This is a genomic window from Stenotrophomonas sp. YJH_SMC_6 (assembly GCF_059371335.1).
The window spans coordinates 323,040-347,965 of record NZ_JCAFUM010000001.1; the positions used below are offsets into that span (position 1 = coordinate 323,040).

The 24,926-nt window shown below is 65.7% G+C and carries 8 protein-coding genes; 2 read left to right on the plus strand and 6 right to left on the minus strand.

Annotation, left to right across the window (positions count from 1 at the left end; translation table 11 throughout):
• Positions 1-20: 20 nt before the first annotated feature.
• From AC5P9N_RS01600 to AC5P9N_RS01625, 6 genes are all read right to left on the minus strand, one after another.
• The gene (locus AC5P9N_RS01600) at positions 21-2,639 is read right to left on the minus strand and encodes a P-loop NTPase fold protein (RefSeq protein ID WP_043035635.1); all 2,619 of its coding nucleotides are present in this window, start codon (positions 2,637-2,639) and stop codon (positions 21-23) included.
• Positions 2,640-2,811: 172 nt separating this feature from the next.
• A complete protein-coding gene (locus tag AC5P9N_RS01605; protein WP_005408604.1) occupies positions 2,812-3,414 on the minus strand; it encodes a DUF937 domain-containing protein in 603 nt (200 codons plus the stop codon).
• Positions 3,415-3,522: 108 nt separating this feature from the next.
• Positions 3,523-5,166 carry a catalase gene (locus tag AC5P9N_RS01610; RefSeq protein ID WP_005408605.1) on the minus strand — a complete coding sequence of 548 codons (1,644 nt, stop codon included), beginning with the start codon at positions 5,164-5,166 and terminating at the stop codon, positions 3,523-3,525.
• A gap of 180 nt (positions 5,167-5,346) precedes the next feature.
• The gene (locus tag AC5P9N_RS01615) at positions 5,347-7,104 is read right to left on the minus strand and encodes a hypothetical protein (RefSeq protein WP_005412660.1); all 1,758 of its coding nucleotides are present in this window, start codon (positions 7,102-7,104) and stop codon (positions 5,347-5,349) included.
• Between the two features lie 199 nt (positions 7,105-7,303).
• Positions 7,304-9,895: a DNA mismatch repair protein MutS gene (gene mutS, locus AC5P9N_RS01620; RefSeq protein ID WP_164212649.1), complete on the minus strand. Its 2,592-nt coding sequence runs from the start codon at positions 9,893-9,895 to the stop codon at positions 7,304-7,306.
• 134 nt (positions 9,896-10,029) lie between these two features.
• The gene (locus tag AC5P9N_RS01625; RefSeq protein ID WP_043035632.1) at positions 10,030-10,422 is read right to left on the minus strand and encodes a barstar family protein; all 393 of its coding nucleotides are present in this window, start codon (positions 10,420-10,422) and stop codon (positions 10,030-10,032) included.
• A gap of 364 nt (positions 10,423-10,786) precedes the next feature.
• Between AC5P9N_RS01625 and AC5P9N_RS01630 the strand changes: the two genes are divergently transcribed.
• Entirely contained in the window at positions 10,787-12,463 is a 1,677-nt protein-coding gene (locus AC5P9N_RS01630; protein WP_239498914.1) for a ShlB/FhaC/HecB family hemolysin secretion/activation protein, read from the plus strand.
• A gap of 21 nt (positions 12,464-12,484) precedes the next feature.
• Positions 12,485-24,814: a hemagglutinin repeat-containing protein gene (locus AC5P9N_RS01635; protein ID WP_239500696.1), complete on the plus strand. Its 12,330-nt coding sequence runs from the start codon at positions 12,485-12,487 to the stop codon at positions 24,812-24,814.
• The last annotated feature ends 112 nt before the right edge of the window (positions 24,815-24,926 follow it).

The following is a 24,926-nucleotide window of genomic DNA, read 5'->3' on the forward strand; positions in this document are numbered from 1 at the left end:
CGGAATGCCGCAGCGGCTGTTCAGTCAGTGCGGGACTGATCGAAATGAGCGACAACGCCGCGCAGCAGGCCAGCGGCCTGCAGCGTTGAGTCCGTTGAAATCGCCTTCCGCCACAGCTCGATCCGTTCCATGCTTTCTGCCATGGAGACCAGGTCATCAAGAATGGCCGACGGGACGTCCTGGCCGTCCAGCAGCCTGATCAATCGTGTTCGCGGCGATTCGAGCAATTCGAGCAACTCGAGCGACGCGGCGTCGATGCTCGCCTTGGCCGCTGGCTTCACAGCATCGTCCAGCGGATCGATCAGCATCCACAGATACTCTGTGGTCAGCAGACGGAATTCCTCGGACGCCGGATCCAGTTTGCTCCAGGCGGAAAGCAGGAGGTGGTGGCTGCAGAGCTGGGTACGCGCCGACTGGGCCAGCTCCCCGCGATCGGTGTTTTCGAACAAGTTGTTGAGTACAAACAGGCTGTGGTGCAGGGGCAGCGTGGCCTCGGCTTTGATGTCATCCAGCACCCGGTGGCTACCCCGTTGGAAGATGCGGGCGGCTGCATCCGCTTCGAGCTGCGTCGACAGTACTTCCCAGGCCAGGCCAAGATCCCCGACGCTGTAGTCAGCGACCTTGAGCAGTGCCATCTCCAGCCGGCCCCCCTCCGGCTTGGGATGCATGCGGACCAGGTTGTCCAGAAGCAGTGTTTCCCGCGTGCTGCAGGCAATGCCGGCAAACATCTCCGCATTGGAGGGTAGCCGGATCTCGACGAGAACGGCTTTTGCCAGGTCCGCATCGAATGCCTCTGACACCCGGTCCAGCAGGGCATTGATGAACTCGGCCCAGGCGCGGCCGATGCCGATGCCACCATACTTGGAGTTCACGCCCGCCTCGCTTACCAGGGCGGCCAGCCCACGTCCCAGCGACGTCGCCAGTTCCCTGCTGCAGATGCGCAGCAAATCGAATGTACCCTGCAGCGTGGTGAGATGTCCGGCATCCACATCGGACACACTCGGGATGAACTTCACCAGCAGTGCCAGTGATGCCTGCACATCCCTGTTGCCGGCATCCAGCCGGGAGATTCTCGAGGCGATGCTGGAAAAATCGCTCGCGCGAATCGGGCGAAGGCCCAAGGTCCTCACCGTCATTTCAAGGTGATGAGAGAACCCGGATCGTGAGCTCAGCTCCAGCAGGCGCTGCGCATCATCGCCGGGGGCGGACAAGGCGGCCAGGATCAGGTCGGGCAGCAGGATCTGCGTTGCGTGGGCGACCGGAACGTTGAACCACAGGGCGGCCAGGTGCTCCTGCAGATGCTCATCGTCGGCCAGTTTGACCAGCGCCGGCTCCAGGCCCTCCGGGCGCCCGTGCATCGTCTCGAGCAGCCTTGGCGAGTGGCGGGTGGCGACGAACAATGCAGCGGTCTGCAGCGGAATTTCCTCCCACCACTGGTCGGTGATCGAGGTCAGGTCGTTGATGAACGAGATGATCCGTCGTGGCGTCTGCGCTTGGTCAGGATCGGCAGCGGCGAACATCCGGTAGACCTGGTCGCACGCGAGTGCATTGGTGCCTTCCGGCAGCGCCTTGCGGAGCTGGCAGGAAAAGAACTCCGAAGCATCGGACAGGACCGGCGCTGAAACCACGAACGACACATCAAAGGTCTTTCGCAGCAGGTCCGCCTGCTCTTGGTGGCTGCCGCCACCCCGCGATCCGTGCATGGCGGAAAGCACATGACCGCGATCATAGGGGATCACGATCAGCAGATTTCCAGTCGATGGACTGCGCGATTCGAAGGAATCCACCGTGATCGAATGGATGTCCGCCCAGGCGGCCGGGATGCGCGAGGGCGGCAGCCGGTCCACATTGTCCAGGACAATGACCAGCCGGCGATCATCGTTCTGGAATTCAGATGAAATGTTGGCAAGCAGCTTCCTGAAGCCATGCTGCGTGGAATCATGCTCATTGATCTTCTGCTCGACATCGGTGCTGGCGGCATCCTTGTCAAACAGCCGGATCGCGCTGGACAGGGCATAGGTCATTCTGTGGCTGAACCCTCTGACGTCCTCGGGTGCATCGGCATAGGCGCGCTTGACATGGATCGCACCGGCACTGAGTACCGTGGCCAGAATCGCCATCGACGAGAAGATGTGCAGTGGCGACGGATCTGCGGCACGCAGCTGCGACAATTCCAGGCCGGAGTAGACAATCGGCAGCAGCGGCAGGCTCAGCAGGGCGACCAGGCCAAAACCACTGAATAGCTTCCGGTTGCTGGTATGCGTGCGTACTTTCCTGGCGGAGACGTTGTCTGCCAGTTCGCGGCAGAAGGGCTTGAGCGTTTCATCCTGCTCCTGCATCCAGATCAGCAGGCTTTCCGTGAACGTGGCGCGGAAGCCTGTCGATTGATTGGCCCACAAGTCGTAATTGAAGAACCGGAACCTGCCTGCGGCACGCCGGTCCAACTCGGCTGCGGCCAGCTGCACAAGGGTGGACTTGCCCGAACCCCAGGGCCCTTCGATTCCGATGGTCGCGGAGCGCACCTGCAGCTGTTCAAGCGTGTTGGCCAGGGCGCGTGCGGTTCTGGCGTGACCGCCGCCGGAAAACTGGTCGCTGTCGGACGGAATGTCGAACAGCACCGTGCGTCTGCGATCGATCATGAGCGTTTCACTTTCCTTGTGATGGGCCACACACGCTAGCAGGCGGGCAGGGCCATCAACAATGGCCCTCATGCCCACGGCAACCGGCCCCACGCGCGGCCAGGGCCGTGCGCGGTGATATCGACGCGTTGTAAGCAACCGGGCGCCGGACCGGGTCCGGCGCCCGCATGCCTCAGCGCTTGCCGCCCAGCAGGCTGCCGCCGATCTTCAGCAGATCGCCCACGCCGAGCTGGCCGTCACCATCCTGGTCCAGCAGGCTGCCGAGCAGGCCACCGGCAAGACCGCCCTGCTGCTGCACCTGCTGCTTTTCCTGGCCGAGGGCCTGGCTGAGCGAGCCGGCGTCGGCCTGGCCGCCACCGAGGCGCTGGGCGAGGAAAGCCATCACGATCGGTGCGAGGATCTGCAGCAGCTGGCTGGTGCGGCCACTGTCGAGCTGGGTGGCCTGGGCCAGGCCGGTTTCCACCTTCTGCTGGTTGCCGCCGAAGATGTGGCCGAGGATGCCGGCGCCATCGCTGGCGGCACCACCGCCACCGCCGCCCAGTACCGAACCGAGCACGCTGCCCAGGTCCAGCCCACTGTGGTTGTTCTGCAGCGCGCCGAGCAGCGCCTGCGCGCCCTGCGGCTGCGAGGCGTTGTTGCCCAGCGCGCCCATCAGCACCGGCAGCGCGGCACTGATCGCACCGGAAGCCTGGGTGTCGCTGATGCCGAGCTGCTGCGACACCTGCTGCAGCGGGGCGCCCTGCAGTTTGGCGAGAAGTTCGTCGGTGAGGCTCATCTGCGGAATCCTTGATTGGGGTGGGGCGTGCAGAAGGTACGACGCGGACCGTTAAAACGGCGACGCCGCCTCACGGGGAGGCGGCGTGCTGTTCACGGGGCAGGGCGATCAGAGCTCGATGTCTTCGGCGCCCGGGGTCGCGGTGGGGAAGTCCGCTTCCGGCTGCGCCGGCTTGAACGGATCCGAAGGCTGGCTGGCCAGCGCCTTCAGCGCTGCGGCAACGCCAGCGCCATAGGCCGGGTCGGCCTTGCTGCAGTTGTCGATGTGGCGCTGCTTGATGAAGTCCGGCGCATCGCCCAGGGCGCGGGCGGTGTTGGCGAACAGGCGGTCCTTCTGTGCCTGGTTGTAGCTGCGGAACAGCGCACCGGGCTGGCTGAAGTAGTCGGCGTCGTCCTCACGGAAATTCCAGAAGTCGGCGTCACCGCGGATCTTCATCGGCGGCTCGCGGTACTGCGGCTGTTCCTGCCACTGGCCGTAGCTGTTCGGCTCGTAGTGCGGCAGGCCGCCGTAGTTGCCGTCCACGCGCATCGCACCGTCGCGGTGGTTGCTGTGCACCGGGCAGCGTGCGGCGTTCACCGGAATCTGGTGGTGGTTTACGCCCAGGCGGTAGCGCTGCGCATCGGAATAGGCGAACAGGCGTGCCTGCAGCATCTTGTCCGGCGACGGGCCGATGCCCGGCACCAGGTTGCTCGGTGCGAACGCAGACTGCTCCACGTCCTGGTACCAGTTGACCGGGTTGCGGTTCAGTTCGAACTGGCCGACTTCGATCAGCGGGTAGTCGCTCTTCGGCCACACCTTGGTCAGGTCGAACGGATGGATGCGGTAGGTTTCCGCCTCCAGCTCGGGCATGACTTGGATGAACAGCTTCCACTTCGGGAAGTCGCCCTTCTCGATTGCGGCGAACAGGTCGCGGCCGTGGCTTTCGCGGTCATGGCCGACCAGGATCTGCGCCTGCGCGTCGGTCAGCGATTCGATGCCCTGCTGGCTGACGAAGTGGAACTTCACCCAGAAGCGCTCGCTGTCGGCGTTGGTGAAGCTGTAGGTGTGCGAGCCGAAGCCGTGCATGTGGCGGAAGCTGCGCGGGATGCCGCGGTCGCTCATCACCACGGTCACCTGCAGCAGGGCTTCGGGCAGCAACGTCCAGAAGTCCCAGTTGTTGCGCGCGCTGCGCAGGTTGGTATGCGGGTCGCGCTTCACGGCCTTGTTGAGGTCGGCGAACTTGCGCGGGTCGCGCAGGAAGAACACCGGCGTGTTGTTGCCGACCAGGTCCCAGTTGCCTTCTTCGGTGTAGAACTTCAGCGCGAAGCCGCGGATGTCACGCTCGGCGTCGGCGGCGCCACGCTCGCCGGCCACGGTGGTGAAGCGGGCGAACATCTCGGTCTGCTTGCCGACCTTCTCGAACAGCTTGGCGCGGGTGTACTTGCTGATGTCATGGGTGACAGTGAAGGTACCGAACGCGCCCGAGCCCTTGGCGTGCATGCGGCGCTCGGGAATGATCTCGCGGTTGAGGTTGGCCAGCTTCTCCAGCAGCCAGACGTCTTCCATCAGCAGCGGGCCACGTGGGCCGGCGGTCTTGCTGTTCTGGTTGTCCACCACCGGTGCGCCGAAGGCCGTGGTCATCGGCGTGACCGGATCATCGCCGTGCTTCTGCTTGGGCGTGGTGCTCAGTTCACGCTGCTGCTGGGCGCCTTCCGCAGGCGACGGCGCGGTGTGATACGGGCACTTGGGGCTGTTGTTATCGGACTGGCTCATGGCTGGCTCCTGCGGGTGAAGACGGGGTGGAACATCTTCACTCGACTTTAGCTATGGCCAGATGAAATGAATAATCGAATGAATCATTCACTTCTATAGCTTCTGTCTATCGATTGTCGGGAATTCATTGCCGGGGCCTTGTTCCGGTCGCCCGGCGGCTCGCATCCCGACACGCTCCGATCATGGGCCAGCAGTGCTCGATTCGACGATGCGCACCGGGCGCGCTAGGCCGTCGAATGCATCCACATAACGACGATGAAGCATCCCGTCCCGGCGCAGCTGGGTGTCCTGCATCGGCCGGATCTGGGTGGTCAGCGGATTCCCGCGTGGCGCCAGTTGCGTTCCATAGCGTGCGGGGTAGGGCCCCGATGCGGCTGCCTTCACATACCGGGTTTCCTGTACCACCAGGCCGGCACGGCGAAGGCGCTCGATCTGCAGGTCGCCGATGTTGGCGGTGTAGTCGTTGCCGAAGACATACTCGGCCTGCACGCCGTCGGGCCGGTTTTCCCAGGTTGTTGAAACGCAGTTGGAGGTGCAGCCACCGGTGAATGACCAGTGTGGTGAGTATGTGTACGTCCAGGAGGCGGGCTGGATGCCGGGCCCGGACAGGGTCTTGGATACCAGCGACTTGGCCATGTAGGCATTGGGAATGCCGAATGAGCCAAACCCGAAGTTGGAGGAACTAGTGCCGATGATGCCGCAGCTGCCAGGCGTGTTGTCCGATCCGTGGATCAACTGGCGAAGCGAGAACACCCCTTGTGCGCCGCTGGGATGGCGCATGGTGATCACATCGTTGAAGGCCGGGTCGCCGGCATCTTCCGAGCGGAATCCCGTTGCATTCTGCGCGCAGGAATTCATGTAGAAGCCTGGATTCAGGACGGGGGGCACCATCGTCCACGGCATGGCACCCACATGGCGGTCGGTGGAGAAGGTCCAGCGCGACTGGTCGGGAAGTACGACTTCGTTGAGCGTGCGCCCCCAGTAGCTGTCGACGTAGTTGTAACGCCAGGTGCGATCCCCGGCCCGGACGGCGCCGATCTTGCCCTGCGCGTCATAGTCGATATCGATCCGGGCTCCGTCATTGGAAATGATCGCCAGCAGGCGGGTCGGGTTGGCACCGTCGTAGCTGTAACTGACCCAGTTGCCGTGGCGGTCCTCGACACGTGTCGCGTAGAGGAAGACATCGACGACCGGAACCAGCAGGTAGGGCTGCGATGTGCCATTGCCATTGCCATCACGATAGTACTCGTTGGCCAGCACGTCGTGCTGGTCGCGGACCGCCATCCAATCGAAGAAGTAACGGGTGCCATCGGTGGTCCGCACCACAAAACCTTCGCCGGTTCCATTCCTGATGGCTGGCAGGCAGCTGACGCGCCACTGGCTGGCCGAGGTGCCAATGTAGGTTGCCCCATCCTGGGGCAGGCTTGCCCCTGCTTCCTTCAGCAAAAGGGATTCATAACCGACCGCAGGGAGGTTGATGAAGATGCCGCTCCAATAGGTGTGCTTCGGGATGACCCGGGTGTTGAAGTCCGGTGACGGGCCCACCCACTCGGTCGGGGACAGGTTGCTGCCGCTGCAGCGGCCGCCGCCCGCCGCATTCCAGCCCCGGCGTTGATCGTAGGAGCCCATCATGTAGGGGGCATCGATCTCCCAGGACGCCCCCAGCGGGGCGGCAGCGCGATCCAGTCCCTGTTTCTGCTTCGGCGTTGTGCGGGTGAATGCGACCCGCATTCCACTGCTGGTCGGCACCACGACATCGGTCTGCGAGAACTGCAGCGTGCCATCCTTCCTGTTTAGGGAATCACCAAACAGATCATCGCCGAGCGCCGCGACCCGCGCACCCCGCAGGCGTTCGTCGTAGGTACGCTCGCTGCTTACGAATTCCTGTGCATCGGCCACGCCACACACCAGCAACAACGCTAGAACCGTACGCCGCATGTTCGTTCCCTCGTGATCGAATCCCCTCGCTTCGATGCCGCGGCATGTTGCCCGGCCCCATTGCATGCCGCTGGGATCGCAGTTTCAGTGACTGTGCGGAACGGCGCCCCAGCTCCCCTGTGGCGGTCTGCGTGGCCGAGTATGCAGGATTCTCCGCGGTGGCTTCCAGGGGGGCATGGTGCCCCCTGGCCAGGCGCACTTACAGCAGCGTTTTCAGCCGGTACAGCGCTTCCAGCGCCTGCTTCGGCGTCAGTTCGTCCGGATCGATCGCCGCCAGCGCTTCCTGCGCCTTGCTGGATGGCGCCGCGAACAGCCCGAACTGCTGCGGGGCATCCAGCGCCTGCGGCGCCAGCTCGGCGGCGTGGCTTTCAGCGCCGCGCTGTTCCAGCTCGGCCAGGCGACGCCGTGCCTGCGCCACAGTGGCGCGCGGCAGGCCGGCCAGTGCGGCCACCTGCAGGCCAAAGCTGCGGTTGGCCGGGCCGTCCTTCACTGCGTGCATGAACACCAGCGCTTCGCCGTGCTCGACCGCGTCCAGGTGCACGTTGGCGATGCCGCTGCGGCCGCCCTCATGCTGTTCGTCGGCCAGCGCGGTCAGCTCGAAGTAGTGGGTGGCGAACAGCGTGTAGCAGCGGCTCTGGTAGGCCAGGTGGCGGGCCACCGCGTCGGCCAGCGCCAGGCCATCGTAGGTGGAGGTGCCACGGCCGATCTCGTCCATCAGCACCAGCGAATGGGCGGTGGCGTGGTGCAGGATGTAGCTGGTCTCGGCCATCTCGACCATGAAGGTTGACTGCCCGCGGGCGAGGTCGTCGCCGGCGCCGATGCGGGTCAGGATGCGGTCGATCGGGCCGATCACCGCCCGGCTGGCCGGCACGAAGCTGCCGATGTGGGCCAGCAGAACGATCAGCGCATTTTGCCGCATGTAGGTCGATTTACCGCCCATGTTCGGGCCGGTGATGACCAGCATGCGACGGTCCGGATGCAGGTCCAGGTCATTGGGTTCGAACGGCTGTTCGCGTACCGCTTCGACCACTGGATGGCGGCCGCGTTCGATCTTCAGGCACGGCTCGGCCTGCAGTTCCGGGCGCGCCCAGTCCAGCGCCTGCGCGCGTTCGGCGAAGGCGGCCAGCACGTCCAGTTCGCTCAGCGCAGCGGCACACTGCTTCAGCGGTTCCAACTGCCCGCCAAGGGTGTCCAGCAGCTGCTCGTACAGGTACTTCTCGCGCGACAGCGAACGGTCGCGCGCGGACAGCACCTTGTCCTCGAATGCCTTCAGTTCTTCGGTGATGTAGCGCTCGGCATTGGTCAGCGTCTGGCGGCGGGTGTAGTGCACCGGCGCACGATCGGACTGGCCCTTGCTGATTTCGATGTAGTAACCGTGAACGCGGTTGTAGCCCACCTTCAGGGTGGGAATACCGCTGCTCTCGCGCTCGCGCAGTTCCAGGTCGACCAGGAACTGGTCGGCATGGGTGGACAGCCGGCGCAGCTCGTCCAGCTCTTCATCGAAGCCATCGGCCAGCACGCCGCCGTCGCTCAGCTTCAGCGGCGGCATGTCGGCGATGGCGCTGGCCAGCAGCTGCGCGCACGCGTCGTGTTCGCCCAGCGCCGCATGCAGGGCCTGCAGGCGCGGCGAGTCCAGCGGGGCCAGCACTTCGCGCACCGCCGGCAGCAGGCCCAGGCCGTCACGCAGGGTGGAGAAATCGCGCGGGCGCGCCGAGCGCAGCGCGACGCGGGTGAGGATGCGTTCCAGATCGCCGAGGCGGCGGAACTGCTCGCGGATGTCGGCGTCCGCACCGCGATCGATCAGGGTTTCCACCGCGTGGTGGCGCTGCACCAGCACCTCGCGCAGGCGCAGCGGGCGGTGCAGCCAGCGGCGCAGCAGGCGCCCACCCATGGGTGTCACCGTGCTGTCGAGCACGCCCAGCAGGGTATTGCGGGTATCACCGTCGACACGCGTGTCCAATTCCAGGTGGCGGCGGGTGGCGGCGTTCATCGCGATCGCCTCGCCGGCGGTTTCCATCGCGATCGAAGTCAGGTGCGGCAGGCGCTGCTTCTGGGTTTCCTCGACATAGCCGAGCAGGGCGCCGGCGGCGGCGGTGGCACGTGGCTTGTCATCGATACCGAAGCCGCTCAGATCGTGCAGCTTGAAGAAGTTCAGCAGCTGTCGGCGCCCGCTGTCCGCGTCGAACAGCCACGGCGCACGGCGGCGCACGCCGGTGCGCTGGCGCAGGAACTCCGGCCAGTTCTCCTCGTCGGGCACCAGCAGCTCGGCCGGCTCCAGCCGTGCCAGCTCGGCTTCCAGGGCGTCGTCGGTCTCCACTTCGTTGACCAGGAAGCGGCCACCGGCAAGGTCGGCCCAGGCCAGGCCGTAGCCCTGCTTGCTGCGCGACAACGCCATCAGCAGGGTGTCGCGGCGGTCGTCCAGCAGCGCTTCGTCGGTGACCGTGCCGGGGGTGACGATGCGCACCACCTTGCGTTCGACCAGGCCCTTGGCCAGCGCCGGGTCGCCGATCTGCTCGCAGATCGCCACCGACTCGCCCAGCGCCACCAGCCGTGCCAGGTAGCCTTCGTAGGCATGCACCGGCACGCCGGCCATCGGGATCGGTGCGCCGCCGGAGCTGCCACGCTGGGTCAGGGTGATGTCGAGCAGCCGCGCAGCCTTGCGCGCGTCGTCGTAGAACAGCTCGTAGAAGTCGCCCATGCGGAAGAACAGCAGCAGGTCCGGGTAGTCGGACTTGGCTGCGAAGAACTGCTTCATCAGCGGGGTGTGCTCGGCGGACTTGTCTTTGGACATGGGACTCGTGGATCAGGGCGTCCGGCCGCGCCGGGCGGCAGCGGCAGCGGAGCGGGTACAGGGCCGTCCATGGTAACTGCTGGGGCCGGTGGGCGCCGCTGCGGTTGGTGGGCATTGCCGTGCGGGGCACACAGTCAGGCCGGAACCAGGGTGATCTGCCGGTGGCTTGCGAAGATCTCCATTACGATCCCGAAGTAGGTCTGGCCCTGGCCTCGTTGCAGGGCGTCCAGCTGGAGCGCAATGGTCCTCCTATTGAAGGTGCCCGGGGCTTCCAGCTTGGACTGCAGCCACTGACATGTGGTAGTTCGTCCCAGTGCGGCGCGGCTGTGCTCGATATCACCCCAGATCACCGTGGCCCGGTCGTGGCCGGCCAACACCCCATAGCCGCCATGCAGCAGGTCATCCAAGGCGTCGAGGCTTGGCCCGAGCTGCCAGTTCTCGCCGGCCATGAACACGCGGTTGATCTCCGCGTACAGGCTGGGGATGTCATTGATGGCGGCGCCTTCAATCTGTAGGACGATGGTCATGCGGCGACTGTAGCGTCAGCAGGCGGAAGCTGGCGTGCTGTAGTACCAGGGTTCGCGCCATGGCCCGAACGCGCAGCGTCCCGGGCGTTTGCGGCGTGTTGCCCCGCAGTCGACTGAATTTGCAATCTTTCCTATAGAAGTGCCTGAGGCGGCCGATACCCTTTGCGCCTTTCTGCGCTTCGCGTAGCGGCGTGCTGTCGCCTGTGCGTCGGCAGACCCGAATCAAGCCGGCACGTCGATGCGTTGTCCTTTTCCGGACAGAGCGCCTGACGGCCTGCATCAATATCAGGAAAACACTGTGCGGTCAGGGAAGAAGCAGGCACGACAGGCGTGCCGTGGTGGTGGGTGGGTGGTGTTGCTTGGCATGACCTTCGGTGTTGCCGCCCAGCAGGCCGGTGATCCAGCCGCGCAGGAACTGCTGAGGCAACAGGAACGCGAACGCGTGCTGCGCGAGCAGCAGGAACAACGCCCCGACGTCCGCCTGGAGCGGAACGCGCAGAAGGAGGGCGACCGCCTGCCGGCGCAGGAGCGCCCCTGCGTGCGCATCGATCGCATCGTGCTGGAAGGCGAGGACAGCCAGCGCTTCGGCTGGGCACTGGCGGCTGCCGACCCGGTCGACGATCCGGCCACAGGCCGTTGCCTGGGGACCGAAGGCATCAACGTGGTGATGAAGCGCGTGCAGAACGCGATCATCGCCCGCGGCTATGTCACCACGCGGGTGCTGTCGGCACCGCAGGACCTCAACCAGGGCACGCTGACGTTGTCGGTGGTGCCAGGCCGGTTCCGCGAGGCCGTGTTCTCCGACCCGCAGGGACGGCATCCGGCCCTTGCCAATGCACTGCCGATCCGCAGCGGCAGCCTGCTCAACCTGCGCGACATCGAGCAGGGGCTGGAGAACCTGCAGCGCGTGCCCACCGTCAGCGCCGACATCAAGATCGCGCCGGCCGACGGCGAGGGCGCGGCGCCGGGCCAGAGCGACCTGCAGATCGACTGGACGCAGCGTTCACCGGTACGCGCCAGCGTCACCCTGGACGATGCCGGCAGCCGTGGCACCGGCAAGCTGCAGGCCAATGCCACGCTGTCATTGGACAATCCGCTGGGCCTGAACGAGCTGTTCTACATCAGCGCCGGCCGTGGCGTGTTCAATGGCCGAGGCAAGGACACCAACAGCTGGACCGCGCACTACGACGTGCCCTACGGGTATTGGCTGTTCGGTGCCACCGCCAGCGCTTACGACTACAGCCAGAACGTGGTGGGTGCCTTTGAAAGCTATGACTACAGCGGCCGCAGCCAAAACGCCGAAGCGCGGGTAGACCGGCTTTTGCTGCGCAATGCCAAGGTCAAGTTCAGCGCCTACGCGCGCGGCTGGCAGCGAGAGTCGAAGAACTACATCGACGATACCGAGATCGAAGTACAGCGCCGCCGCACCGCGGGCTGGGAACTGGGCCTGACCCACAAGCAGTTCATCGGCAACGCCACGCTCGATGCCAGCGTGGCCTACCGGCGTGGCACGGGGGCCTTCCACGCCCTGCGCTCGCCAGAAGAGATGGCGCAGCAGTGGGATCCGACGCTGCCTCTGGAAGGGACCTCGCGGATGAAGCTGATCACCGTCGACGCGCAGTTCAGCGTGCCGTTCCAGCTGGGCAAGCAGCGCCTGCGCTACACCGCCGCATGGCGGGCGCAGTGGAACCGCACGCCGCTCTCGCCACAGGACCGCTTCGCCATCGGCGGCCGCTATACCGTGCGCGGTTTCGATGGTGAAAGCTCGCTCAGCGGTGAGCGCGGCTGGTCGCTGCGCAACGATCTTTCGCTGGGCATCGGCGGTGGCCAGGAGTTCTACGTCGCCGCCGACTACGGCCGCATCGGCGGCCCATCCGCGCAGTGGCAGTCCGGCCGTGACCTGGCGGGCATGGCGCTGGGCCTGCGCGGCGGCTGGCAGCAGCTTTCCTGGGATGGCTTCGTCGGTTCGGCACTGCACAAGCCCGCCCATTTCCCCACCGACTACACCACATTCGGCTTCAGCCTGGCCTGGCGCTACTGATCTGCCACAAGGACACGTGACATGAACACTATCTATCGTCTGGTTTTCAACCGCGCGCTGCGCGTCTGGCAGGTGGCGTCGGAGCTGGTGAAGGGTGGCGGTGGCCTGGTCGGCCATGCGCCGGGCCGGCGGAGCGCCGCGCTGTCGCCGCTGGGCTTCGCACTGATGTGCTCACTGGGCTGGGTCAGCCTGGCAACTCCTGCACTGGCGCAGTCCGATGCGCGCATCATTTCCGACCCCAATGCGCCGGGCCGTGAACGGCCGACGATGGTGACGGCCCCCAATGGTGTGCCGATGGTGAACATCACCACGCCGTCGGCGGCGGGTGTGTCGCGCAACCGCTATTCGCAGTTCGATGTCGGACGCGAGGGCGTCATCCTCAACAACGCCCGCGGCCAGGTGCAGACGCAGCTGGGTGGCTGGGTGCAGGGCAATCCGTGGCTTGCCACCGGCAGTGCGCGGGTCATCCTCAATGAAGTGAACGGTCCGGCCAGCCGCCTCAACGGCTACGTGGAAGTGGCCGGGCAGCGCGCCGAGGTGATCATCGCCAACCCGGCCGGCATCCAGGTCAACGGCGGCGGCTTCCTCAACGCCAGCCGCGTGACCCTGACCACCGGCACGCCGATGTTCACGGGTGCTGGGGCACTGGAGGGCTACCGCGTCATCGGTGGTGCGATCCAGATCGATGGAGCGGGCCTGGACACCAGCCGCGCTGATTACACCGACCTGATCACCCGGTCACTGAAGGTCAACGCCGGCATCTGGGCCAACCAGTTGCAGGCCACGCTGGGCAACAACGTGGTCAATGCCGACCACAGCCAGGCCAGCCTGATCCCGGCCAATGGCGAGGTACCGACCTTCGCGCTGGACGTGGGCGCTCTCGGCGGCATGTTCGCCAACAAGATCTGGCTGGTCGGCAACGAGCACGGCGTGGGCGTGCGCAATGCCGGCAGCATCGGCGCGCAGGCCGGTGAGCTGGTGGTGACGGTGGGCGGCCGCCTGGAAAACACCGGCGCACTGCAGTCGCTGCAGAACGTGCGCTTGCAGGCGCGCGGTGATCTTGCAAATGCCGGCACCATCGCCGCCACGCGCGAGGTTGCGATCACCACCGGCGGCACGCTGGACAACAGCGGCGGCAAGCTCAACGCACAGCGCCTTCAGGTCGAGGCGCAGGGCCTGCGCAACCATGGCGGCACCATTGAACAGACTGGTGTGCAGGCGCTGGCGCTCAAGGCCGAAGCGGCCCGCAACCGCAGCAACGGTCTGCTGGGTGCGCTGGATGCCGTCGCGTCCGGTGGCAACGGCGGTGGCCCAGGGGGCGGCACGTCGCCGGGCAGCGGCGGAGGAACGCCGGGAACCGGTGCCCCGGGTACGGGGACGCCGGGTACCGGCGGCGGCTCGACCGGCACGCCGACCTCGCCAGTGGTACCGATGGCCGAGGGCCTGATCGCCATCGCCGGCATGCTGGACAATGACGGCGGCAGCATCGCCAATGGTGGTGCGGTATCGCTCGCCGCACGTGCCGGACTCGACAACAGCGGCGGTCGCCTGGGAGTGAGCGCGCTGCAGGCTGGGGGCGAGCTGCGCAATGATGGCGGCACGCTGCAGGTGCATGGCGATGCCGCGTTGCATGTGGGCCTGTTGTCGAACCAGAAGGGTGCGCTGAGCGTAGCCGGCGGCCTGCGGCTGGATGCGCAGTCGCTCGACAACCGCGGGGGTGAACTGCGGCACGCCGGCAAGGCGGCATCGTCGTGGACGGTGCAGGGTCTGTTCAACAATGACGGCGGCCTGCTAGCCACCAACGCCGCGCAGTTGGCGCTGCAAGCAGGCCAGGTCGGCAATGCCGGTGGCCGCATTGAACATGCCGGTGAGGGTGGCCTCACGCTGGACACGGGTGACTGGGCTGGTCCCGGTGGACGGCTGAGCACGGTGGGGCGCCTGCACTGGACGACTGGCAGCGCCGACCTGCGCAACGGTGCGCTCAGTGCGGCGGGATTCGACATCGTGGCTGGCATGCTGGACAACCGCGGCGGCAGCCTGCTGTCGCTCGGAACCGGCGCCAGTTCGGTGAAGGCGTCGAACCTGGATAACGGCGCAGGTGGCACGTTGGCCGGCAACGGCGACCTGATAGTGACCGCGACCACGCTCGACAACAGCAAGGGCCTGGTGCAGCAGGCTGGCACCGGGAGCTTGAGCGTGCAGGCCAATACGCTGCATGGCAGCGAGGGGCGCCTGCTCAGCAACGGTGCACTGGTGCTGTCCGGGGGCGAGCTGGATGTGAGCGGCGGTACGACGTCGGCGCAGAGTGTGCAGATCCACGCCAGGGCACTGCGCAACCGCCAGGGCCAGATCGTCTCGCAGGGTGTCTCGGAGCTGGCACTGGACGTACGCGATGCGCTCGACAACCAGGGCGGCCAGATCGTCGGCAACGGCGGCCTGCGCATCGACGCCGGTCGCATCGACAACCAGAAGGGCACGCTGAAGTCGGCCGGTACGCAGGGCGTGGCGCTGACGGTGCGCGACACGCTGGATAACAGCGGCGGCGGCATCTCCGGCAATGGCCAGGTGCAGCTGCAGGTTGGCGGCCTGGTCAACCAGCGCGGCAAGGTGCTGGCGGCAGGCAGCGGCGCGCTGCAGGTGCAGGCCCGAGAGCGCTTGGACAACAGCGACGGCGGCCGCCTGGCCGGTACCGGTGATCTGCGGCTGCAGGCGGCAAGCCTGGACAACCGCAGCGGTGCAATCGAACACGCCGGCGGCGGTACGTTGCAGATCCGCGCCGACAGCCTGCAGGGTGCGGGCGGCCGCATCCTCAGCCAGTCGGCGCTGGAACTTGAGGGCGGCGACCTGCTGCTGGGGGCCGGCAGCACTACCCAGGCAGAGCGCATTGCCATCGATGCGCAGCGCTTGGACAACACCGGCGGCAACCTCAGCGCGACCGGCAGCGACGCGCTGCGGCTGCACGTGGCGCAGCGCGTGGACAACAGTGGCGGCACGATCGCCGGCAACGGGGCACTGGATGTGCAGGCCGGTGAACTGATCAACCGCACGGGCACGCTCAGCGGCGCCGGAACGGCCGACAGCACGTTGCAGATCGTCGGTGCGCTGGACAATCACGAAGGCACGATCGCCAGCAACGCCAACCGCCTGACGATCGCCGCCGCACGGCTGGACAACAGTGGCGGCAGCATCCGCCAGGCCGGCAACCAGGGCCTGGACATCACCACCGGCCGCCTGGACGGCAGCAAGGGCACGCTGGTCTCCTCGGCCACACTGACCTTGCGCGCCGACGACGTGGATCATCGTGACGCGACGCTGGGCGCCGATCGCTTCGACCTTGAGGCCACCACGCTCGACAACGCCGGTGGCCGCATCATCGCCAGCGGCGAAGGCGCCAGTCGCGTCAAGGCGACGGCGCTGGGCAATGCCGGTGGCACGCTGGCCAGCAATGGCGACCTGACCCTGCTGGCCCGGACGCTGGACAACAGTGCAGGCAGGATCCAGCACGCCGGCAGCGGCCAGCTGCAGGTCTCGGCGCAGGCCCTGCTGGGCAAGGGCGGCAGCGTGCTCAGCAACGGCAGCTTCGTGCTGGATGGCGCCTCGCTCGATCTGAGTGGAGCGACCACCTCGGCGCGTCGCGTCGCCATCAGCGCCGGCACCCTGACCACCGCCGGTGGCACGCTCACCGCAACCGGTGAAGATGCGCTGCGCCTGCGCGTACAGGGTGTGCTGGACAATCGCGGCGGTTCGCTCGCCAGCAATGGCGCGCTGGATGTCATCGCGCAGCAGCTGAACAATGCGCAGGGCACGCTGCAGGGCGCAGGCGCCGGGCACTCCACGCTGGCGATCGGCCAGGCGCTGGACAACCAGAAGGGCCGCATCCTGCTCGGCGGTGCCGGCACGGTCACCGCGGCCAGCCTTGGTAACCAGGGCGGCACCGTGCATGCGGGCGGCAGCACGCTGGTGCTGGGCGTTGACGGTCGTCTCGACAATGGCGAGCAGGGCCTGCTGTCCAGCACCGGCACGGTGACCCTGGACGCCGGCAGTCTCGACAACCGCCACGGCACCCTGGTCGCTGGCAAGGACCTGACGGTGACCACGGCGGCAGGCGTGGACAACAGCGACGGCGCGATGCAGGCCGGCGAACGGCTGCAGCTGCAGGGTAACGGCCTGGACAACCAGCGGGGCACGCTGCTGGGTGGCCAGCTGGACATCGATACCCGCGGCCAGCGGCTGGACAACCGCGCCGGCACGCTGGGTACGCAGAAGGGCGCGCTGAATGTGCACAGTGGCGTTCTGGACAACCAGGGCGGTCGCGTGCAGTCGGCGGCCGACCTGACCATCAACACGGCCGGGCAGGACATCGACAACCGTTTCACGGCCGGCAGCGGTGGGCTGCTGGCGGCCGGGAAGCTGCAGCTGGAAGGCAGTGTGCTGGACAACCGTGGCGGCGCAGTCAATGCACAAGGCGATGCGCGTCTGCTGCTGGCCCGCGTTGACAACAGTGCCGGTGGAACACTTGCCAGCGCTGCGGATCTTTCGCTGCGGGCGGCGAGCCTGGCCAATGCCGGTGGTCGCGTGCAGGCCGGACGCAACCTCGACCTGACCCTCGACGGGCACCTGGACAACGCCGCCGGCGCGATCGCGGCCGGCCAGCGGTTGACCCTCACGGCCGCCAGCGTGGACAACCGCAACACCCGTGGCGGTGACGGCACGCATGGGCTGCAGGCGGGCCAGCTGCAGTTCGGTGCACAGTGGCTGGACAACAGCCAGGGCCAGGTCGTCACCGATGGCAGTGCGCGGCTGCAGATCAACGGCCAGCTGCAGAACACCGGCGGCGTGATCAGCACCGGCGGCAACCTGGACAGCCAGGCGGACAACGTCGCCAACAGCGGTGGCCTGCTGCGCGCTGATGGCAGCCAGACCCTGGTGGCACGTGTGCTCAGCGAAGACGGCCAGGTGCATGCGCAGCGTGACCTCGGCCTTACCCTGCAGCAGGGCATGCGCCATCGTGGCGAATGGATCGCCAACGGCACGCTGTCGCTGAACCTGTCCGGCGACCTCGACAACCAGGGTGTCGTGCGCGGTGGCAACCTCGACCTCAACGCCCAGAACATCACCAACGCAGCCTCGGGTGAGATCTCCAGCCAGGGTACGACCCACCTCAATGCCCGTGGCCAGCTGACCAACCGCGGCCTGATCGATGGCGCGCTGACGCACCTGGAGGCCGGCGAGATCGACAATCTCGGCACCGGACGCATCTACGGTGACCACGTGGCGATCTCCACCGGCGTGCTGAAGAACCGCGCCGAAGAGGCCGATGGTGCCACCCGCGTCGGCACCGTGGCCGCACGCGAGCGGCTGGACCTGGGCGTGCGCGAACTGCAGAACACCGGCAAGGGCCTGATCTACAGCGGCGGTGATGCGGCCATCGGTGGCGCGCTCGGCGCCGACCGGATCGCCAGCGGCATTGCAGGGCGGATCGACAACATCAGCTCGGTCATCGATGTGGGCGGCAATCTGTCCATCGATGCGCAGGTGGTCAACAACATCCGCGAGAACGTGGTCATCTCGCAGACCAGGTCCGTGATGGATCCGGTACGCCTGGATCGCCCCGCATGGTGGCGCAATGGCAAGAACGGCACAGAGGACATCCGCAGTACCAGCCATTACTCCGCTCACGAGGTGTACTACCTCGACCCTGCCGACATCCTCGAAGACACGCCGCACATCACGCCCGATGGATTCGTCGTGCACCGTGCCGTGGTCCGCCTCAGTTCGAAGACCAGTGCCTACTTCTTCGGACGTGGCGGCCTGTATGCCGGTCTGGGTGAGCGTGCACGCCTGAACGTGCAGGACGGCACGGTGGTCATGTACTACGTCGGTCGCCAGGACAACCAGGTCAATCCGGACCAGGTGCGGGTGGGGGCGGATGACCCCTTTACTGAACTTAGCGGCCTGCATCCCAATGCACCCGCATTCCGCTATGTCGACGACAAGCTGACCTATTCCAGCAACTACGGAACCTGCACCACCAACTGCGTGCAGTTGTGGACCTACAAGGACTACAGCGATCCGGACCACACGCTGACCAACCCGCGTGGCTCCGGTGGTAGCGATGTCAGCAGCAACGAGCAGTACCGTATCGCTACCCGGACCGTGACCGAAGATGTGCTCGGCGCCGGGGTGGGGGCCGATGCGGTGATCCGCTCCGGTGGCGCGATGCGCATCGGCACGGATAATCTGAAGAACCACTACGGCAGCATCGCCGCAGGGGGCAATCTGAGCATCGTGGGGCTGACCGCGACGGCGAAGGTGGAGAATCTGGCACAGACGCTGTTCCGCACCCATGAATTCAACAATGTGGGCCACACCTACAGCAACGAACGGGTCACCTGGAGCAATGAGACGATCTCGGAGGAGATCGGCAGGATCGGCGGCAGCATCACCAGTGGTGGCACGCTTGTCATCGATGTCGGTGACCTGAGCAACCTCAACCAGGGGCGCAACGCACCGAACGTGCAGAACGGTTCGGCCATGGCCAACCTCAACGTGCAGGGGCCCAAGGCGCTGCCGGATGGGCCGGGCCAAGGCGGTGCGCAGGGGCCGGGCCAGTCCACCGGCACCGGTGCCGAACGCGCGCTGGCGCAGGCGGCCGATGCCGCCGGCACCCAGCAGGGCGGCAGCGTCGGCGGTGTGACCGGCAACAGCGCCACGTCCGGGCCGCGCGTGGTTGCGGCCAGCGGCGGATCGCCGGACCGCATCGCGATGGGCGCACCGGACACGCGCGCGCCGAGCGCCAGCCTGTTCAACGTCAATCCCAACGGTGGCCACTACCTGGTCGAGACCGATCCGCGCTTCACCGACCACAAGACCTGGCTGAGCTCGGACCACCTGCTGGGCCAGATGGGCTACTCGCCCGATACCGTGCAGAAGCGGCTCGGTGACGGCTACTACGAGCAGAAGCTGGTACGCGAGCAGATCGGCCAATTAACCGGACGCCGCTTCCTCGACGGTTACGCGAGCGACGAGGCGCAGTACCGCGCGCTGCTGGAAGCCGGTGCAACCGTGGCCAGCGAGTGGGGCCTGCGCCCCGGCGTAGCGCTGACCGAAGCACAGATGGCACAGCTGACCAGCGACATCGTCTGGCTGGTCGAGCAGACCGTCACCCTGGCCGATGGCAGCACCGCCACCGCGCTGGTGCCGCAGGTCTACCTGCGCCTGCGCCCGGGCGACCTGGATGGGCAGGGTGCACTGCTGGCCGGCGCCAATGTCGATATCAAGCTGGGTAATGGCCTGGTCAACACCGGCAACATCGCGGGCCGCAAGCTGGTAACCATCGACGCGGGCAACATCGAGCACCTGGGCGGCGGGATTTCCGGCCAGTACGTCGGTCTGTCGTCAGACAAGGACATCCGCATCACCGGTGCCACTGTGACGGCCACCGATGCGCTGTCGGTCAAGGCAGCGGGCAATGTCACGGTAGCCTCCACGGTGGAGACACAGCGGGGCGGTGGCACCTACCAGTACGAGACCAATCGCATTGATCGGGTTGCCGGATTGTATGTGACCAACCCCAATGGTGATGGTGCGTTGTCAGTCGCGGCGGGTGGCGACATCAGCCTGAAGGCGGCGCAGATCCACAACGCCGGAAAGGAGGGCATCACCCAGCTTGTGGCCGGCGGCAACATCGAACTCGGAGCGCTCGCGTTGGATCAGCGCCAGGATGCGACTTTCGATGATCGAAACCATCAGCACGGCAGCCAGACCACCCACGCCGTGTCGTCGGTGCAGGGCGGCGGTGACGTGGTGCTTTCGGCAGGAAAGGACATCACGCTGGCCGCGGCCCAGCTTGCCGCGGCTGGCGGCATGGCGCTGCGCGCGGAGGGGGATATCAACAGCCTCGCAGTAGTGGATGGCAAAAGTTTCGACAGCGCGGTTGCAGGCAAGCGCAGTTCGCGTCAGGTCACCCAGTCCGACGAGGTCGTACGTGGAAGCCAGCTGCAGGCCAATGGCAGTCTGCTGCTCGCGGCCGACCGGGATGTGAATCTGACCGCTGCCAAGGTTGCCAGTGCCGATGGCACGCTGAGCGTGGCGGCGGGACGCGACGTCAATCTTCTCTCGGCGAACGAGGCACATCACTTCACGCTCGATACCTACGACAAGAAGAGAAAGACGCTGTCGAGCACGACTACCACCACGCACGCCGAGAGCGACGGCAGTTACGCGATCGGTACTGGATTGCAGGGCGAGCGCATCAGCGTCAGCGCAGGGCGAGATCTCACGGCCGTTGGTGCGGTAGTCGATGCCACCGGCAATGTGTCGCTGGCAGCGGGCAACAACGTGCTGATCGCCGCCGCAGAGGATCACCTCAGCCGCGAATCGAGCGAAAGCAGGAAAAAGTCCGGCGTTACAGGAGGCTTCTCCAACGGAACGGCCTCGGTGGGCTACTCGAGTTCCAGGAGCAACAGCGCGCAGGCTGAGCAGTCCACCACCCAGGTGGGATCGGCAATCGCGTCGCGCGAGGGAAGCGTGGTGATCAGCGCCGGCAACCAGCTGACCATTGCAGCTTCCGATGTAGCCGCCAGCAGGGATCTGGCCCTGGTCGGCAAGGACATCAACCTGCTCGCTCGCCAGGACACGGTGGACAGCCAGGTCAGCCAATCGAGCAAGTCCAGCGGGTTCTCGGTGGGCGTCACCTATGACCCGGCCAAGGCCTATCGCAGTGCGCGCGATAAGGCCACCGAAGGCATGGCCGACAGCGGCACGATGATGGGGCGTATCACGCGTACGGGCGAGGGGATGGCGGCCGGTGTGGCTGCAGCGGTGATGCCAGCGGTGACAGCGGGCAGCCAGCGCTCGAACAGCAACCAGACCCACTCCAGCAGTGACGCGCGGGTCACGCAGTTGAGCGCGGGCGGCAATCTTTCGCTGATCGCCAACGGTGGATCGATCACCAGCCAGGGTGCGCAGATGTCAGCGGAAGGCGATGCCGTGCTGCTGGCTACGCGCGATATCGCCTTTGACGTGGCCCACAACACCGAGCGCAGTGACCGCGACAGCCGCGGCAAGGGGTGGGGCCTTGCCACCAACAGCTCCGGCCTTCCGGTCGGCACCAACAACGCGCGCAGTGAGGGTATGGGCCAGAGCGACACCATCACCGGCACGCAGTTGTCGGTAGGTGGTAGCGTGCGCATGGCGACCACGGAGGGCGACATCAGCCTGACCGCAGCCAACATCGCGGCACAGAAGGACGTCACGATCCGTTCAGCGGGTGACCTGACGATCCGCAGTGGACAGGATACGGTCACCAATGCCAACCACTCCGACAGCAGGGCGATCGGCACGGTGCAGATCTCCGATACGGAGAAGTTCTCCGGCTGGCATCGTGAGAAGCACAGCGACGACCGGGGCCAGGTCGCGCAGGTGTCCAGCAACGTGGGCAGCCTTGGTGGCAACGTGAATATCATTGCCGATGGCAAGTACACGCAGACGGCCAGCAACGTGGTGGCAGCCAAGGATGTGAACATCAGCGCTGCAGAGATCGAACTGCTGACTGCCGATGAGTCGGGGCACTATTCGCAGAGTAACGATGACCTGAAGATCGGCGCCTTTGCGCGGGTCAAGTCGCCGCTGATCGACCTGATCAACAACGTCGATGCGGCGCGAAAGTCCGATGGGCGCCTCCAGGCCATGCAAAGCATGGCAGCGGGCGGCAATGCGTACCAGGCGGCCAGTGCGATCTCTGCGATGAGCGGCAATGCCGGTGGTGGCTCGCTGCTCAGCGCCGAAGCAGGTGTCGGCTTCAAGACCGCCAGTAGCAGCGCCGATGGCAGCAGCCAGGTATCACGCGGCTCCACCATCCAGGGCGGCGGCAGCGTCAACCTGACCAGCACGCAGGGTGACATCCACGTGGTGCAGGGCAATCTGAGCGCGGGTGGAACGCTCAGTCTGGATTCGGCGGGCGACATCCGGCTGGAAGCAGGCAAGGCACACGTCACGGATCGCAGCAAGAGCAGCAACGCCGGCGCCGAAGTGGGCGTGGGCGTTTCGGTTGGTGCGCAGACCGGTGTGTACGTGTATGCAGAGGCCAGCGTTGGCAGCAGCAAGTCCAACTCGGACAGCAGCACCTGGCAGAACACCACGCTGACCGGCAAGAACATCTCGATGAAAGCCGAGGGCGATACCATCCTGCGCGGTGCAACCGCCACCGCCGACCGTATCGACGTCCAGACCGGCGGCATGCTGACCGTCGAATCCCTGCAGGACATGGCCGAGAGCATGTCCAGGAACAGCCAGGTGGGTGGTCGCGTGCAGGTGTCGTTTGGTACGGCCTGGAATGTGAGCGGCAATGCCAGTGCCGGCAAGGCTGACGGGCACTACCAGGGCGTAGGCCAGCAATCGGGGCTGTTCGCCGGCAACGGCGGCTATCACGTCGATGCCGGGAAGGTGAACCTTGTGGGCGGCGCGATCACCAGCACCAATGCAGCCAACAGTGAACTGTCGGCGCAGAGCCTCACCTTCACCGACCTGCAGAACGAGATGGCGTACAAGGCCAGTTCCGGCAGCATCAGCGGCGGATTCGGAAGCACAGGCAAGGCGCAGACCGACGCCAATGGCAACAAGCTTCCGCCCCCGAGTGGCGGGCAGCAGCTGAAGGACATCGGCAACACACTGTCTTCGGGTGACTTCGGCAAGCTCAATACGGCCAACTTCAGTGGTGGCGTGCCGATGCACGAACGCGGCAGCGACAGTTCCAGTACGCGGGCTACCTTGACCGAAGGCAACATCACCATCGGCGGCAAGAAGACCACGGCGTCGGAGCTGGGACTGAACACCGATGCCACTGCCGCGCACGAGGCCATCGCAGCGCTCCCGAACACCGCCAAGCTGCTGGCTGACCAGCAGGCGCTGGCCGCTGCGGCAGGCACGGTAATCAGCACTGGCCAGCAGATCCGTGGTGATATCAACGCCTCGATTGATCAGGCCAAGCGGCGTAGGGACAACGCCACGGCTGCTATGAATGATCCGCAAACAAGCCTCGAGCAGAAGCTGGCGCTGGCCATTGCTACCGATCGGGCGAACGCGGAGATCGAGCGCCTTCAGAAGGCCGGTGTACTGGTGACTGCCATTGCGGGAGGTCTGGCGGCATCGTCCGGCAGCACCGGCGAGATTCTCGCGGGAACACTGGCGCCTGCCGTCTCCTACCAGATTGGCCAGTACTTCAAGCAGAACCCGGCTCGCAACGTCGCGGACAATGGCGATCGAGGCGGCGAGGGTTCAGCAACACATCTGCTTGCGCATGCGGTGCTTGGTGCTGCGATCGCTTCTGCGGGTGGCGATAGCGCTCTCGTCGGCGCCATCGCAGCAGCGGGCGCAGAGGCTGCTGCACCCGCGGTGTCCAGGCTGCTGTTCGGGAAGGACAGCAAGAACCTCACTTCGGCCGAGCAGGACACTGTGAGCGCGATCGTCAGTGCCAGCGGCGCGGTGATGGGATCCTTCCAGGATGGCTTGATGACCGCAGGGGTGGGCAGCGGCGCTGCAAAGAACGCGGCGGACAACAATTGGGGCGAAGTGGGGCACTACTCGACCATGGCCACTGTCCTGTATCTCGCCGGATTCTCCGAGCAGGATGCCAAGGCAGTTGCGTTGGCCGCCTGGTCGCCCGACACCGATTTCCGTAATGCGATCACGGTAAAGAACTACGTGAAAGGATTGGGATCCAAGGGAGATCAGATTGATCACCACGGGCTGGATGGCAACAAGAGCCCGGAAGAAGTGGTGAAGATGCAGCAGGACCTTGGAGAGAAGGTCACGCAGATCCTGATCCAGCTGAAGGAAAATCAGGACAATCCAACGGCGAAGGCCGATATTCTCTCCAATGCGGAAAACCAGAGGATCCTGCATCTTTTCGGTGATTCATTTGCACATGTCCAGGAGGATGGCACTCATTACAATGGTGGCAACGGCCATCTGAAGCATGGGACGCGACCGGATGAGCCCGACAAGCATCCAGACGCCTACCGCAACTTCGTTTCCGCACTTCTGGGCGCAGCCTCGACAGCGAATGGAAGCGCGGGAGGCCTTGGCAACCTCAACACGTTGACGGACAGTGTGATTGCCAGCACCTCCGAGAAAACGCAGAAGGAGGCGCTGGCCGCAGCTGCAGGTGCTGTGGGGGGTAATGATCGCGGCTTGGTGGATTCGCCGGTAGCCGGGTGTGAGGTGTATCAGAAGTGCGGTCCCAACAAGGCCAATGCTGTTATCCGAGACATATACCAGGTGGCTCCGGTAGAAGCGCCGAACGTCGACTTTTCGAAGCTCAACATGCCGGTCGAGTGGAGTAGAAGATGATTCTCAAGGTTGTCGCCGTTGCTGAAGATGGGGGTGTCAGGAAAGTCCATTTGAGATGATTTATGAGGCAGCCCGGAACGCGCTAGATTACTCCCGTGGATACTCCATGGGA